Here is a 14,474-nt window from a genome sequence, read left to right as displayed (position 1 = left end):
CCCCCCCCCCCCCCCCTCCTTCTTTCCCCCCCCCCCCCCCCCCCCCCCCCGCGACGCACCGAAAAGGGAGCCTGCCGTGAACCCTGCCGCGCGATGGATGCTGCTGCTGGCGATGCTGTTCCCGCCCGCGTCGTTCGCCGGGGAGGCGCCGGCCACCGACGCGCCGCTGCCGCTCGCCGGCCCGCGGCCGGACGCCGCGGCGATCCAGGCCTGGCAGGACCGCAAGTTCGGCCTGTTCATCCACTTCGGCCTGTACTCGCTGCCGGCCGGCGTGTGGGACGGGCGCCGGATCGCGCGTGGCTACAGCGAGCAGATCCAGTCCTTTGCGCCGGTGCCGATCGATGACTACGAGGCGCTGGCCAAACGCTTCGATCCGAAGAAGTTCGACCCCGACGCCATCGTGGCGCTGGCCCGGGCCGCGGGCATGAGGTTCATCGTACTCACCGCCAAGCACCACGACGGCTTCGCGATGTTCCACACCGCGCAGAACCGCTACGACGTGGTCGACGCCACGCCCTACGGGCGCGACGTGGTGAAGCTGCTGGCCGACGCCTGCGCGCGGGCGCACATGCCCTTCGGCGTGTACTACTCGACCATCGACTGGCACTGGATGCACGGCCAGTACCGCGAGAACAACGACAACCCGATCACTCCCGCGCAGGCGGACTTCAACCTCGCGCAGATCCGCGAGCTGATGAGCCATTACGGCCCGATCAGCGAGGTCTGGTTCGACATGGGCCGGCCCACGCCGGCGCAGAGCGCGCGCTTCGCCCGCGCGGTGCATGCGTTGCAGCCGCAGGCGATGGTCTCCGGCCGCGTGTGGAACCACCAGGGCGACTTCAGCGTGATGGGCGACAACCGCGAACCGGACGTGGGCATGGAGGAGCCCTGGCAGGCGCCCGCCTCGATGTTCCCCGACACCTGGGGCTACCGCTCCTGGCAGGTCCGCAACGACCTGTCCGGCAAGATCCGCGAGAACATCGCGCGGCTGGTGCGCGTGGTCAGCGCCGGCGGCAACTACCTGCTCAACATCGGGCCGGAGGGCGACGGCTCGGTGGTGCCCTACGAGGCGGACGTGTTGCGCGGCATCGGCGCATGGCTCAAACCGCGCGGCGAGGCGGTCTACGGCACGCGCGCTTCGCCGTTCGCAACGCTCGATTTCGGCCACGCCACGCTCGGCGCGCACACGCTCTACCTGTTCGTCGATAAGCCGCCGGCCGACGGCGTGCTGCGCCTGCCCGGCGTGGTCGATACGCGCTTCGGCCGCGGACGCGTGCTGGCTGACCCGCGGGCGACGGTGTCGCCCGTCGCCATTGATGCGGGCGGCGCCTCGGTCAGGGTCGAAGGGCTGGCTGGGGCGGGCTACATGCCGGTGGTCGCGCTTCCGTTCGAGGGCGTGTTGTACGTGCGTCCCGACGCCGTCGCTCCCGGCGCCGACGGCCGCGTGCGCCTGCCGGCAGCAAGCGCCGAGCACTTCCTCAACACCAACGGCGACGGCTACGACGCCCCACCCACCGTGTACAAGCTGCGCTGGCATGCCGCCCTCGCGGCGGGCGACTACGTGCTCACCGTCCGCTACCACGCCACCGCGGCGGCGGCACGACTCGACGCCTGGGTGGACGGCCATCGCCAGGCCCTGGCGCTGCCCGCCGGCGAAGGCACGGCCAGCCTGCGCGTGCGGCGCGACCTCCGCGCGCAGCCCTACGCGATGCAGGTGGAGCTGACGCCCGTCGCGCCCTTCCACAAGGGCGACCGCCTGCCCGCATCCATCGATGCGGTGGAACTCGCGCCGGCCGGCGCGCCATGACGATCCTCCGAGGAGAACCGACCACGATGCACCCGTCCCGACCTCGCGCCGCCTGGCGCTTCGCCCTGGCCGCCTGCGTGCTGCTGGCGCTGCCCGCCATGGCGGCACCACAGGACCAGGCCCCGGACAAGCGCATCGACCCGTTCTACGACCCGGAGGCGACCGCGCCCTACAGGACCTGGGACAGCACGCCGGCGATCACCATGCCGCCGCTGCTGCTGGACGTGTCCGACACTTCGGTGGTGGTCGAGTGGATGACCGACAGCGACAGCGACGGCGTGGTGCACTACGGCGAGCACGCGCTGGACCACACCGCGACGGCGCAGCGCGAAGGCCTGCTCGACGTCGGCACCTTCCACCGCGTGGTGATCGAGGGCCTGCAGCCCGGCCACACTTACCAGTACCAGGTCGCCTCCCGCCGCGTGGTGGCGCTCAACGCCTACTGGCCCGAGCGCGGCCGGACGGTGAAGAGCGCGGTCGCCCGCTTCGCCACGCTGGATCCGGCGCGGCCCACCGCGCGCTTCGCCGCCATCACCGACACCCACGAGAACGTGCCGCGCATCCGCACGCTGCTGGACGAGATCGGCAAGTCGCCGGTGGACTTCGTGGCGCACCTGGGCGACAGCATCAACTACGCGGTGAGCGAGCAGCAGTTGAAGAACGTCTTCCTGGCACCGGCCGCCGAGGCGCTCGGCGGCGCCACGTCGATGTTCTACGTGCGCGGCAACCACGAGTACCGCGGCCCGTTCGCGCGCGCGCTCGGCCCCTACCTGCACGCGCAGGACGCGCGCTACGACTTCGTCCGCGATGACGGCCCGCTGCACCTGATCGCAGTGGACACCGGCGAGGACAAGCCCGACGAGACCAACGTCTACGCCGGCCTCAACGACCTGCGCGACTACCGCCGCCAGGGGCTGGCGCGCTTCGGCCAGGCGCTGGCCGGCGCACGCACCCGCAGCGCGCCCTTCACCGTGGTGCTCGGCCACCAGCCGACCTGGGGCTGGACCGGCGGCGACAACGCGCAATGGACGCGTCTGGCCAACCAGGCCAAGGTGGACCTGTTCATCGCCGGCCACGTGCACCGCTTCATGCACATCAAGCCCGGCGAGTGGGGCAACGACTTTCCGATCCTGGTGGTCGGCCAGGACCAGGTCGCCTGGGTCGAGGCCGACGAGCGCACGCTGAAGGTGCGCGTCACGCGAACCGACGGCACACTGGTGGACAGCTTCACCCTGGAGCGCAGGCGCAAGTGACGGTTCGGCGCCGGGTGCGTGGCGTCACCGGCGTGCGGATTGCCGGTGACGGCCGGTCGCCGATCGCCGGCCCTCGGCGCCGGGCGCGGTGTATGGACGCTATCGGCCTGGTACCTCTGCATCGGCGGCGCGCACGGCTGAGATCACGGGTCGTAGCATCGCCGGCGATGCGACCCTACGGCCATGGTTCCCATGTTCAACGCCGCGGCTCCGAGTCCAGGGCCGCCACTTCCCCGGCGGCGAGCAGGAAGGCGCCGACGCCGTATACGTAGCTCGCGCCGGGCGGGTAGTCGCCCGGCGCGGCGCCGATCGGCTGGATGTCGCCGAGCCGGCCGTCGGCGTAGATCTCGCCGACCAGGCCGCGCCAGGCCCGCGCGACGACCGGCCGGTACGTGCCGGCGTCGAGCACGCCGTGGTGCACGCCCCAGGCCAGCGCATAGGTGATGAAGGCCGAGCCGGAGACTTCCGGCCGTGGATACGCTTCTGCATCCAGCAGTCCGGCGCGCCACAGCCCGTCGGCGCCCTGCAGCGCGGCCAGCCGTGCCGCCATCTCGCGGAACTGGCGCAGGTAGCGCGGTCGCTGCGGATAGTCCGCCGGCATCCGCGTCAGCACGCGCGCCAGGCCGGCCAGCACCCAGCCGTTGCCGCGGCTCCAGAACAACTTGCGGCCGTTGCGCTCGTGCTTGTCGAGGTAGGAGGCGTCGCGGCTGAACAGGTGTTCCTGCGGGTCGTACAGCAGCGCGCTGGTGATCCACCACTGCCGGTCCATGTAGTCGAGGTAGGCGCGCCGATGCGTGGCCTCCGCGAGGCCAGCCCAGGCCGGCGGCGCCATGAACAGCGCATCGCACCACCACCACAGCGGACGGTGTGGATCGTCCGCCGCGCGCATCTGCGCGTCGTAGCGTTCGCGCAGCGGTGCGAGCATCGCCGGATCGGGACGGCGCGCGTACAGCGCCAGCCAGGCCTGCGCCACCGCCTGGTCGTCGGCGTGGTGCTCGCGCGGTCCCAGGCCCCAGGCGAAGTGCTCGCCGGCGGCGCGGACGTGCGCGGCGTAGCGCGGGTCGTGCAGCAGGTCGGTCGCGCTCAGGAAGCCGAGGTACAGCGGCGCGAAGGTCCAGTCCAGGCTCGGGTGGTCGTGCACGCGGGCGAGTTGCCAGGCGGCGACCCGGCCGGCCGCGCGGCGCACGTCGGCCGGCTGCAGCGCGCCGGAAAGCTTCGCGCGGGGACCGGGGTCGGCCGGTGCGTCGCCGGCCCGCGGATCGTCCGCGCGGGCGCGGTGCAGCGGCAGCGCGACCAGCGTGGCGGCGAGCAGCCAGAGCAGGCCGCGCAGCAGGGCGGGCGTGGAAGGGCGAGGCTTCATCGGAGCTCCCGGCTGCGCCGGCGGCGGTTGAGGGAAGGGTCGAGCTTAGATACAGTCGCGCAATGTTTCAACGCATATTGAAACTTTCAATTAGTTTCGAATTGGCGGGACGGCACCGGCTTCGATGCCTGGCCGGGGCGCTCCTGCTTGCCGTGCTGCCGGCCCCGGCATGCGCCACCGCAACGGCGGATGCGCCGCTGCGCGTGGCCGTGGACAACCCGCTGGCGCTGGCGCGTTCCGGCGAGGTGCTCGAGCTGCCGCTGGCCGAGATCTGGCGGCGGCGGCCCGCGTGGCGCACGCGCGAGCTGGCCGTCCGCGAGGAAGGCCACGCGCGCTGGCTGCCCGCGCAACGCTACGCCAGCGATGGCGCCGCCGCGCCCGACCAACTGCTGGTGCAACTCGACCTGGCGCCGCGCGCCGCCGCAACGCTGGAGATCCTGCCGGCACCGGACGCCGCGGCGCGGGCGGCGAATCCGCTGTATGCGCGCAGCGTGCCGGAGCGCGACGACGATTTCGCCTGGGAGAACGACCGGGTGGCCTTCCGCATCTACGGGCCGGCGCTGGCGGCCAAGGGCGAGCTGTCCTCCGGCATCGACGTGTGGTCCAAGCGGCCGGGGCGGCAGGTCATCGACGCGTGGTACCGGCGCGACGCGGAGGGGCTGAAGCGCGGCGATCCCTCGTTGTCCTACCACGTCGACCGCGGCGATGGGCTGGACAGCTACGCGGTGGGCCACTCCCCCGGCACCGGCGGTACGGCAGCGTGGCGGGCCGATGGCCCGGCGTACTCGGGCAACGCGGCGCGGGTGCGGATCACCGCCATGGGACCGATGCGCCTGCGCTTCGAGGTCGAGTACGCGCCGTGGCACGCCGGCAAGGTTGTCGTGCGCGAGCGCAAGGTGGTCACGCTCGATGCCGGCTCGCACCTCAATCGCCAGGTCGCCACCTATCGTTTCGAGGGCGCGTCGCACCTGTCCATCGGCGCCGGCGTCACGGTGCACGCCGGCGCCGAAACCGCGCACGACGGCGCCTCACGCATCGCCGTGTGGGATACGCCACAGAAGCCGCGTGCCGGTCGCATCGCCACCGCGCTGGTGCTGCCGGCCGGCGAGGCGGCGCGCTACGTCGCCGGGCACGGCGCGGCATGGGCGCTGTTCGACGTCGCCGACGGCGGCAGCGTGCGCTTCGCCTCGGGCGCCGGCTGGCAGCGCGGCGACGTGCCTGATTTCGGGGCGTGGAAACGCTACCTGGACGACTACCGGCTGCGCTGGGCGCATCCCTTGCGCGTACGCTGGCCCGATCCGCCACCCACCCGCCGGCGCGGAGGAAAGCCACCATGCAGCGACGGACCTTCCTGCGCCTGAGCCTTCTTGCGCCGATGCTGGCCGCTTCCGGCGTTCGCCTCGAAGCGATGCCGGGAACGGCATTCGCGGCGACCGTGCCGGACGGCCGGCCGCACCGCTTCGCGCTGGGCCGGCGCCAGTTCCTGCTGGACGGCCAGCCGTTCCAGATCCGCAGCGGCGAGATGCATCCGGTGCGCATCCCGTCGGCGTACTGGCGCCAGCGCATCCGCATGGCCAGGGCGATGGGCCTCAACACGATCGCCATCTACCTGATGTGGAACGCGCTGGAACCTGCACCGGGTCGCTTCGATTTCGAGGGCCGCAACGACATCGCGCGCTTCATTGCGCTGTGCGCGGAGGAGGGCATGTGGGTCTACCTGCGGCCGGGTCCCTACGTCTGCGCCGAGTGGGACTTCGGCGGCCTGCCGCCATGGCTGCTGCACGAGCCGGACATCCGCGTGCGCGACCGCCACGACCGCCGCTACATGGATGCGGTGGCGCGCTACCTGGATGCCGTCGCGCCACGGGTGGCGCCGCTGATGGTGGCCCATGGCGGGCCGATCCTGATGGTGCAGGTGGAGAACGAATACGCCTCGTTCGGCAAGGATCGCGAGTATCTCGAAACGCTGCGGCGCATGTGGATCGAGCGTGGCATCGAGGGACCGTTCTCGGTGTCCGACGGCCTGGGCCAGATCCGCGAGGCGCGCACGTACCTCGAGGGTGCCGCGCTCGGCCTGGACGGAGACACCGATTTCGCCGGCGGCCAGGCGATCGCGGGCAAGGCGCCGGTGTGGGTGGGCGAGGGCTATCCGGGCTGGCTCACGCACTGGGGCGAGCCGGGCTTCCAGCACGGCGACTACCTGTCGACGCTGCGCCGCCTGCTCGCCGACGGACGATCGTTCAACCTGTACGTCGTGCACGGCGGCACCAATTTCGGCTTCGGCGCCGGCGCCAACGCGAAGGGCGACGGCAGCGACTTCCAGCCGGTGATCACCAGCTACGACTATGGCGCGCCGATCGACGAACGCGGCGCGCCCACCGCCGACTACCACCACTTCCGTGCCGCGATCGGCACGTCGCTCGGCCGCCGGTTGCCGGCGCTGCCGCCCGCGCCGGCGGGCATGCGCTTTCCCGATGTGACGCCCGAGCCCATCGCCTCGCTGTGGGATGCCCTGCCCGCACCGGTCGCTGCCGGGCGGCCGCAGTCCATGGAAACCTTGCTGGGCCAGTTGCACGGCCTGGTGCTGTACCGCACGCACATCGACGTCCCGCACGGCGGCCGCCTGCGGCTGGAAGGCGTGAGCGACTACGCGACCGTGTTCGTCGACGGGCGCTACCTCGGCCACGTGTCGCGACTGCGCCATGCCGGCCTGCACAGCGACGGCCGCATCGCGCTGCCGCCGACGAAGGGCAGGGCGATGCTGGACATCCTCGTCGACAGCTTCGGCCATGTCGGCTACGGCGCCTTCATGCGCGACCGCAAGGGCCTGCTCGGCGAAGCCTGGCTCGACGGGCGTCCGCTGCGCGGCTGGCAGATCCATGGCCTGCCGCTGGACGCAGCCCATCTGGCGAGCGTGCGTGCGGCCAGGGCATCGATCGTGCGCCCCGGCCGCTTCTTCCGCGCCAGGGTGACGCTCGACCGCGTGGGCGACACCTACCTGGACATGCGCGGGTGGAACAAGGGCTACCTGTGGCTCAACGGCCGGCTGCTCGGCCGCTACTGGCACATCGGTCCGCAGCAACGGCTGTTCTGCCCGGGCTGCTGGATGCGGAAGGGCGACAACGAGCTGCTGGTGCTCGACCTGCATCGAATGCAGCCCGCAACCATCGTCGGGGCGGACAGGTTGCAGGGCTGAACCCGGGCTTCCTCTTCCTTAGTGCCGGCAAGGGGAAGCCAAGAGCGCTACATGCGGAACACGCCGTAGCGCTGCGGCTCGATCGGCGCGTTCATCGATGCCGAGATCGCCAGTCCGAGCACGCGCCGGGTGTCCGCCGGATCGATGATGCCGTCGTCCCACAGCCGCGCGCTGGCGTAGTAGGGATGGCCCTGGCGCTCGTACTGCTCGCGGATCGGCGCCTTGAAGGCGTCCTCATCCTCGGCGCTCCAGCTCTTGCCGGACGCTTCCAGGCCGTCGCGCTTGACCGTGGCCAGCACGCTGGCGGCCTGCTCGCCGCCCATCACGGAAATGCGCGCGTTCGGCCACATCCAAAGGAAGCGCGCGCCGTAGGCGCGGCCGCACATGGCGTAGTTGCCGGCGCCGAAGCTGCCGCCGATCACCACGGTGAACTTGGGCACGTGCGAGCAGGCCACAGCAGTGACCATCTTGGCGCCGTCCTTGGCGATGCCGGCCTGCTCGTACTTCTTGCCGACCATGAAGCCGGTGATGTTCTGCAGGAACACCAGCGGCACGTTGCGCTGGTTGCACAGCTCGATGAAGTGCGCACCCTTGAGCGCGCTCTCGGCGAACAGGATGCCGTTGTTGGCGACGATGCCCACCGGGTAGCCGTGGATGTGCGCGAAGCCGGTCACCAGCGTCTTGCCGTAGCGCGCCTTGAACTCGTGGAATTCCGAACCGTCGACGATGCGCGCGATCACCTCGCGGATGTCGAACGGCCGGCGCGTGTCCTGCGGGATCACGCCATAGAGCTCCTCGGCCGCGTACTTCGGTTCGACCGGGGCCTGCAGCGCCAGCGGCATCGCCTTCCTGCGATTGAGGCTCGCCACCACGTCGCGGGCGATGGCCAGCGCATGCGCGTCGTTCTCGGCGAAGTGGTCGGCCACGCCGGAGACGGACGTGTGGACGTCCGCGCCGCCCAGCGTCTCGGCATCCACCACCTCGCCGGTGGCGGCCTTCACCAGCGGCGGACCGCCCAGGAAGATCGTGCCCTGTTCACGCACGATGATGGTCTCGTCGCTCATCGCAGGGACGTAGGCGCCGCCGGCGGTGCACGAGCCCATCACCACGGCGATCTGCGGGATGTTGAGCGCGGACATGCGCGCCTGGTTGTAGAAAATCCGGCCGAAGTGTTCCTTGTCCGGGAACACCTCGTCCTGCAGCGGCAGGAAGGCGCCGCCGGAATCGACCAGGTAGATGCACGGCAGCCGGTTTTCCAGCGCCACTTCCTGCGCGCGCAGGTGCTTCTTCACGGTCATCGGGAAATAGGTTCCGCCCTTGACCGTGGCGTCGTTGGCGACCACCACCACTTCGGTGCCGTTGACGCGGCCGATGCCGGTGATGATGCCGGCCGCCGGCGCGGCGTCGTCGTACATGCCGTGCGCGGCGAGCGGAGAGAGCTCCAGGAACGGCGAGCCCGGGTCGAGCAGGGCGCGGATGCGTTCGCGCGGCAGCAGCTTGCCGCGTGCGGTGTGCTTGTCGCGCGCCCTGGCGCCGCCGCCTTCGGCATGGCGCGCCAGTTGCGCCTTCAGGTCGTCGACCAGCGCGCGCAGCGCGGCGCTGGAGGCCTGGAAGTCGGGCGAACGGGGGTCGATCTGCGAGGCGATCATGCTCATGGGGCGGGACTCACAAGTCTGCTCATCGTCCAGGGACCTGGCGCAGGTCGGAGGCGCCGGCCAAACGAAGGATGATAACCGGCGACGGCATGCGAAGCCGTATTCGTACGCGAAGCCGCCTGCAGCCCCTGGATGGCGCCGATGTGCGCGAGCGCCATTCCGATGTAATCGAAGTTTCTGGCGGACATAAAAAAACCGGCCGCGAACGGCCGGTTTTTTTCGAACGAACGAACAGGGGATCAGTGACCCTTGTTCTTGTCGTCGGCAGCATCCTTGGCATTGCCAGCGGCGTCCTTGGCAGCGTCGGCAGCCTTGTCGGCCTGGTCGGCGGCGTTGCCGGCAGCGTCCTTGGCCTGCGACATCGCATCCTTGGACATGCTGTCGTTGGCCGGAGCGGCGGCCGAAGCGGCGGTCGCGGCCTGCTGGGCCTGGTCAGCAGCCTGGCCGGCGGCGTTGGCAGCGGTGGTGGCCTGCTGGGCAGCCTGGTCGGCGGCCGGCGAGCCGGTCTGCGCCGCAGCCTGCTGGGCCTGGTCAGCGGACTGCTGGGCCTGGTCGGCGGACTGCTGGGCGTCCTGCGCGGAATCCTGCGCGCCGTTGCTGCAAGCCGCCAGCAGCGCGACGAGCGCGGAGGCGAGTAGGGTACGCGTCAACTTCATGGTGGATCTCCTTTGCCGTGGAATGCCGTTTTGGCCGCGTATTAATAGCGCTTTCGACGTACACGCGCCATATGTTTTACCGAAGGCCCTTCAGTACGTATTAAAAAGCCGGTTAACAGGCTTTCATTCGCGTCGTGGACAGAAGGTGACGGCTGGCGAGCCATTGCCAAACGCGCAGGCGGCTACGGCCGGCCATGCGCGAAGGCTGTCCACGGGCAGCTCAGTCGAGCCGTTCCACCGCGATCGCCGTGGCCTCGCCGCCGCCGATGCACAGTGCCGCCACGCCGCGCTTGAGGCCGCGGGTCTTCAGGGCGTTGAGCAGGGTGACCACCAGGCGCGCGCCGCTGGCGCCGATCGGGTGGCCGAGCGCGCAGGCGCCGCCGTTGACGTTGAGCTTCTCGTGCGGCACGCCGAGCTCGCGCATCGGCGCCATGGCGACCACGGCAAAGGCCTCGTTGACCTCGAACAGGTCGACGTCCGCGACCGTCCAGCCGGCCTTGTCCAGCACCTTCTGGATCGCGCCGACCGGCGCGGTGGTGAACCACTCCGGCTCCTGCGAGTTGGTGGCATGGGCGACGATGCGCGCCAGGGGCTCGAGGCCGCGCGCCTTGGCGTCGTCGGCCGACAGCAACACCACCGCGGCGGCGCCGTCGGAAATGCTGGAGGAGCTGGCCGCGGTGATGGTGCCGTTCTCCTTGCGGAAAGCCGGCTTCAGGGTCGGGATCTTGTTGATGTCCGAGCGGCCGGGCTGTTCGTCGGTATCGACCACCACGTCGCCCTTGCGGCCCTTGACCGTGACCGGGACGATCTCGCCGGCGAACGCGCCGGAGGCCTGCGCCGCCTGCGAGCGCTTGACCGACTCGATCGCGAAGGCGTCCTGGTCCTCGCGGGTGAAGTGGTACTTGTCGGCGCACTGCTCGCCGAACACGCCCATCGCCTTGTTGTCGTAGGGATTGGTCAGGCCGTCGTAGGCCATGTGGTCGACCAGCTGGCCGTCGCCATAGCGGATGCCGGTGCGGGCGGCGACCATGTGCGGAGCGTTGGTCATCGACTCCATGCCGCCGGCGACCACCACCGCGGCCGAGCCGGCCTTGATCAGGTCGTGGCCCAGCATGATCGCCTTCATGCCCGAGCCGCACACCTTGTTGATGGTGGTGCAGCCGACGGCGGGCGGCAGGCCGGCGCCGAGCGAAGCCTGGCGCGCCGGCGCCTGGCCGAGGTTGGCGGTCAGCACGCAGCCCATGATCACTTCGCTGACCTCGGCCGGTGCCACGCCGGACTGCTCCAGCGCCGCGCGGATCGCGGTCGCGCCGAGGGTGGGCGTGGGTACGCCGGTGAACTGGCCGAGGAAGGAGCCGATGGCGGTGCGCTTGGCGCCGGCGATGACGACGTCGGACATGGGGATTCTCCGCGAGGCTTGGGCGCGCCCGGCGCGCCGTGGACGATTGCCCATTATCGCAGCCTATGCCGCAGTGCGGCAAACCAGGTCCCCCCGCGCAGCCGTGCACGCTTTGCGCGCGCATGGTTGTGGGAAACTGATCGTGGTTGCGGGCATGGCTACGCACGGTTGCGCAGGGCCCGCGGGAATGGACTGCATTGTCGTTCGGGGGAATGGACATGAAGAATGGGCTGCTGCGCCGGCGTGACCTGGCGCTGGGGATCGTCGTGGCGTTGGGCTTGAGCGCCTGCGGCGGTGGTGGCGGCAATGTGCGGCCCTCGCCGCCGCCCGCGACGCCACCGACCACGCCCACCACCGAGCAGCCGCCGGTCGATGCGCAGCTCAAACTGACCAACACCTACGCCGCGCACAGCCAGGGCTACACGGGCGCGGGCGTCATCATCGGCATCGTCGACAGCGGCGTGATGCGCAACCATCCGAGCCTGGCCGGCCGGGTGATCGACGAGCTGATCTACGTCGACCCGAAAGAGAACGACACCAGCGTCGACGACGTGGTCGGCCACGGTACCTGGGTTTCGCAGATCGCCGCCGGCGCGCCGGTCGGCCAGTTTCCGGGCGGTATCGCGCCGGGCGCCAAGCTGGTCTCGGCACGCATCATTTCCGACAAGGAGCCGTCCGATGACGGCTCCGGCCAGGGCAATGCGGTGGGCGCCTCGGATGCGGACTTCTTCGGGCAGTACCTCAACCCCGACCTGATCAAGGACGGCGTGCGCATCCAGAACAACTCCTGGGGCGGCATCTATTGGGACACCACGGACGCCAGCATCAACCAGGCCTTCGGCGCGGCGTACGACGACTTCGTCCTCAACCACGACGGGCTGGTGGTATTCGCCGCCGGCAACGACGGCAAGGCCCAGCCCAGCGACATCGCCGCCTTGCCCAGCCTGGCGCCGGAACTGGAACGCGGCTGGCTGGTCGCGGTGGCGGCCGACAGCAACAGCGCCGCCGCCGGCAACACCAGGCTGGCCGATTATTCCAACGCCTGCGGCAAGGCGATGCGTTACTGCCTGACCGCGCCCGGTGACGTCATCGTGACCGACAAGGATTACCCCACCGGCGACCCGAACAACGACTACTGGGTCGTGACCGGCACCTCCTTCGCCGCGCCGCAGGTATCCGGCGCCGCGGCGCTGGTGTGGGAGGCGTATCCCTATTTCACCAACGACCTGGTGCGGCAGACGCTGCTGGGCACGGCCGACGACCTGGGTACGCCCGGGCCGGACGCGGTGTTCGGCTACGGCATGCTCGACGTGGGCGCGGCCGTCAACGGGCCGGCGAAGTTCGACTGGGGCGACGTGACCGTCAACTTCACCGGCGAATCGAACTGGAACAACAAGATTTCCGGCGCCGGCGGCCTGGTCAAGCAGGGCAGCGGCACGCTCAACCTGACCCAGGTTTCCAGCTATACCGGCCTCACGCGGATCGAAGGCGGCATCCTCAATGCGCAGTCGCTGGCCGGCGCGGTGCAGATCGGCGCCGCCGGCACGCTGGGGCCGGTCGCCACGATCGGCGGCGACGTGACCAACGCCGGCGTGCTCACGGTGGGCAACGACGACGTGCACGTGTCCGGCAACTACAGCCAGCAGGGCGCTGGCCGCCTGGCGCTGGTGCTCGGCTCGGAGTTGCGCGTCGCCGGGACGGCCACGCTTGCCGGCGGCGATCTCTACGTCACCGGCAAGCGCTCCGATTACGTGATGAGTGCGCATACCGAGGTGCTCACTGCGGCGGGCGGACTGACCGGCACGTTCAGTGCGATCAACGCGGCCTCGAACGTGATGCTCACGGCTACGCCCGGCTACGACGCCAACAGCGCGTGGCTGGACGTGACCCGCGCTGACGTGACGGCGATCAGCGGCATGAGCTACAGCGCGTCGAGCTACAACGCCGCGCAGCGCGTGGAAGGCGCCTTCGCGCAGCTCGATCACCAGTTGGAACAGCACGGCGCCACCTCGGCCGCGGCGGCCAACGGCTTCATCGCCGGCGCGGCGCACCTGCAGCAAGCGGCCACGCTGGCCAGCGCCAGCGATTCGCTGGAGAGCCTTTCCGGCCAGTTGCACGCAGCCAGCGCGGCGATGACCTTCGAGGCGATCGACGCGGGCACGCGCGCGCTGTCCGACCGCTTCGACCGCCTGCTCGACAGCAGCGGCACCGGCGGCTGGATGCAGGATCTGGGCTACCACGGCGGCATGGCGCGCAACGGCTACGCCAACGTCGGCGTGGATCTCTCCGGCACGCTGGTCGGGCAGGACATGCGCCTGGGCAACAGCGGCGTGGCCGGCTTCGCGCTGAGCCAGTCGCAGGGCCTGGGCCGCCTGGCCGAAAGCGCAGACCAGGGCCGCAGCCACGCGCTCGAAGGCATGCTCTACGGCGGCCTGGTGCGCGGCAACGCCTACCTGATGGGCCGCGTGGGTACGGGCAGCTACCGCGAAACCATGCGCCGCAACCTGCAGCTCGGTCCGGCCGTCGCCGGCGTGGCGAGCGACAGCCACGGCCGCTACGACGTCGCCTATGGCGAGAGCGGCTACCGCACCACGCTGGGCCGGCTGACGCTCACGCCGTATGCCAGCCTGCAGTACGCACGCATCGACAGCAGCGGCTTCGACGAGCCGGGCGCGTGGGGCTTCGGGCTGAAGGCCAACGCGCGCACGATCCAGCGCTGGCAGGCGGGCCTGGGCCTGCGCGCCGCGCGGCAGTGGAACCTCGCCAACGGCGGCAGCCTGGACCTGCAGGCGCACCTGGCCTGGCAGCGTGCGTTCGCCATGCGCGGGGACGTGTTCGAGGCCAGCTTCACCGGCATCGACCAGTGGGCGCCGCTGGGCGGCATCGGCCTGTCGCGCTACGGCGGCGTGGTCGGCATGACGCTGGACTGGGCGATGACGCCGCGGACGGGCCTTGCATTCGGCCTCGACCACCGTTTTGCCCAGCACGAGCGCGGCAGCATGGCGACGATGGCGTACCGGTTGTCGTTCTAGGCGTTGCCCGGATGGGGAGGGTGGGCTGAAGCCCACCCTACGAAAAAGGCCCGCGGTGCGGGCCTTTTTTCTTGCCGTACGATGGCGCGCAACGTGGCACCGTAGGGTGGGCTTCA

Annotated in this window: 9 protein-coding genes; 5 read left to right on the top strand and 4 right to left on the bottom strand. The window is 70.7% G+C overall.

The genetic code is table 11. The features are described 5' to 3' along the window. The first annotated feature begins 76 nt into the window (after positions 1 to 76). Together AAIL17_RS17710 and AAIL17_RS17705 are read left to right on the top strand one after the other, a co-directional pair. Entirely contained in the window at positions 77 to 1,807 is a 1,731-nt protein-coding gene (locus AAIL17_RS17710) for an alpha-L-fucosidase (protein ID WP_424684149.1), read from the top strand. A gap of 26 nt (positions 1,808 to 1,833) precedes the next feature. After that, complete coding sequence (locus AAIL17_RS17705) at positions 1,834 to 3,060, top strand: metallophosphoesterase (protein ID WP_424684148.1); 1,227 nt, start codon at positions 1,834 to 1,836, stop codon at positions 3,058 to 3,060. Positions 3,061 to 3,256: 196 nt separating this feature from the next. On the opposite strand, the gene AAIL17_RS17700 is transcribed toward AAIL17_RS17705, so the two are convergent. After that, the gene (locus AAIL17_RS17700; RefSeq protein ID WP_424684147.1) at positions 3,257 to 4,420 is read right to left on the bottom strand and encodes a glycoside hydrolase family 88/105 protein; all 1,164 of its coding nucleotides are present in this window, start codon (positions 4,418 to 4,420) and stop codon (positions 3,257 to 3,259) included. A gap of 203 nt (positions 4,421 to 4,623) precedes the next feature. Here AAIL17_RS17700 and AAIL17_RS17695 point away from each other — a divergent pair, with 203 nt between their 5' ends. Beyond that, entirely contained in the window at positions 4,624 to 5,781 is a 1,158-nt protein-coding gene (locus AAIL17_RS17695; RefSeq protein WP_424684146.1) for a DUF4861 family protein, read from the top strand. Next, positions 5,754 to 7,616 carry a beta-galactosidase gene (locus AAIL17_RS17690; RefSeq protein ID WP_424684145.1) on the top strand — a complete coding sequence of 621 codons (1,863 nt, stop codon included), beginning with the start codon at positions 5,754 to 5,756 and terminating at the stop codon, positions 7,614 to 7,616. Before AAIL17_RS17695 ends, AAIL17_RS17690 begins: the two co-directional genes overlap by 28 nt. 47 nt (positions 7,617 to 7,663) lie before the next feature. Here AAIL17_RS17690 and AAIL17_RS17685 read toward each other — a convergent pair whose 3' ends face one another. The 3 genes from AAIL17_RS17685 to AAIL17_RS17675 form a co-directional block, all read right to left on the bottom strand. Next, entirely contained in the window at positions 7,664 to 9,271 is a 1,608-nt protein-coding gene (locus AAIL17_RS17685) for a carboxyl transferase domain-containing protein (RefSeq protein ID WP_424684144.1), read from the bottom strand. A gap of 239 nt (positions 9,272 to 9,510) precedes the next feature. After that, complete coding sequence (locus tag AAIL17_RS17680; RefSeq protein ID WP_424684143.1) at positions 9,511 to 9,927, bottom strand: hypothetical protein; 417 nt, start codon at positions 9,925 to 9,927, stop codon at positions 9,511 to 9,513. A gap of 220 nt (positions 9,928 to 10,147) precedes the next feature. Continuing rightward, the gene (locus AAIL17_RS17675) at positions 10,148 to 11,326 is read right to left on the bottom strand and encodes a thiolase family protein (RefSeq protein ID WP_424684142.1); all 1,179 of its coding nucleotides are present in this window, start codon (positions 11,324 to 11,326) and stop codon (positions 10,148 to 10,150) included. A gap of 212 nt (positions 11,327 to 11,538) precedes the next feature. On the opposite strand from AAIL17_RS17675, the gene AAIL17_RS17670 reads away from it, so the two are divergent. Then, the gene (locus AAIL17_RS17670) at positions 11,539 to 14,358 is read left to right on the top strand and encodes a S8 family serine peptidase (protein WP_424684141.1); all 2,820 of its coding nucleotides are present in this window, start codon (positions 11,539 to 11,541) and stop codon (positions 14,356 to 14,358) included. The last annotated feature ends 116 nt before the right edge of the window (positions 14,359 to 14,474 follow it).

Source organism: Frateuria sp. YIM B11624 (genome assembly GCF_049727805.1).
Classification (GTDB): domain Bacteria; phylum Pseudomonadota; class Gammaproteobacteria; order Xanthomonadales; family Rhodanobacteraceae; genus Frateuria_A.
Note: the sequence above shows the minus strand (reverse complement) of the source record. Positions and strands in the feature narration are given on the sequence as shown.

Bases quoted from the DNA above. Each gene is read 5' to 3' on its own strand.
- AAIL17_RS17705 (WP_424684148.1), top strand. From the start codon at position 1,834: ATGCACCCGTCCCGACCTCGCGCCGCCTGGCGCTTCGCCCTGGCCGCC.
- AAIL17_RS17700 (WP_424684147.1), bottom strand. From the start codon at position 4,420: ATGAAGCCTCGCCCTTCCACGCCCGCCCTGCTGCGCGGCCTGCTCTGG.
- AAIL17_RS17690 (WP_424684145.1), top strand. From the start codon at position 5,754: ATGCAGCGACGGACCTTCCTGCGCCTGAGCCTTCTTGCGCCGATGCTG.
- AAIL17_RS17685 (WP_424684144.1), bottom strand. From the start codon at position 9,271: ATGAGCATGATCGCCTCGCAGATCGACCCCCGTTCGCCCGACTTCCAG.
- AAIL17_RS17680 (WP_424684143.1), bottom strand. From the start codon at position 9,927: ATGAAGTTGACGCGTACCCTACTCGCCTCCGCGCTCGTCGCGCTGCTG.
- AAIL17_RS17675 (WP_424684142.1), bottom strand. From the start codon at position 11,326: ATGTCCGACGTCGTCATCGCCGGCGCCAAGCGCACCGCCATCGGCTCC.
- AAIL17_RS17670 (WP_424684141.1), top strand. From the start codon at position 11,539: ATGGACATGAAGAATGGGCTGCTGCGCCGGCGTGACCTGGCGCTGGGG.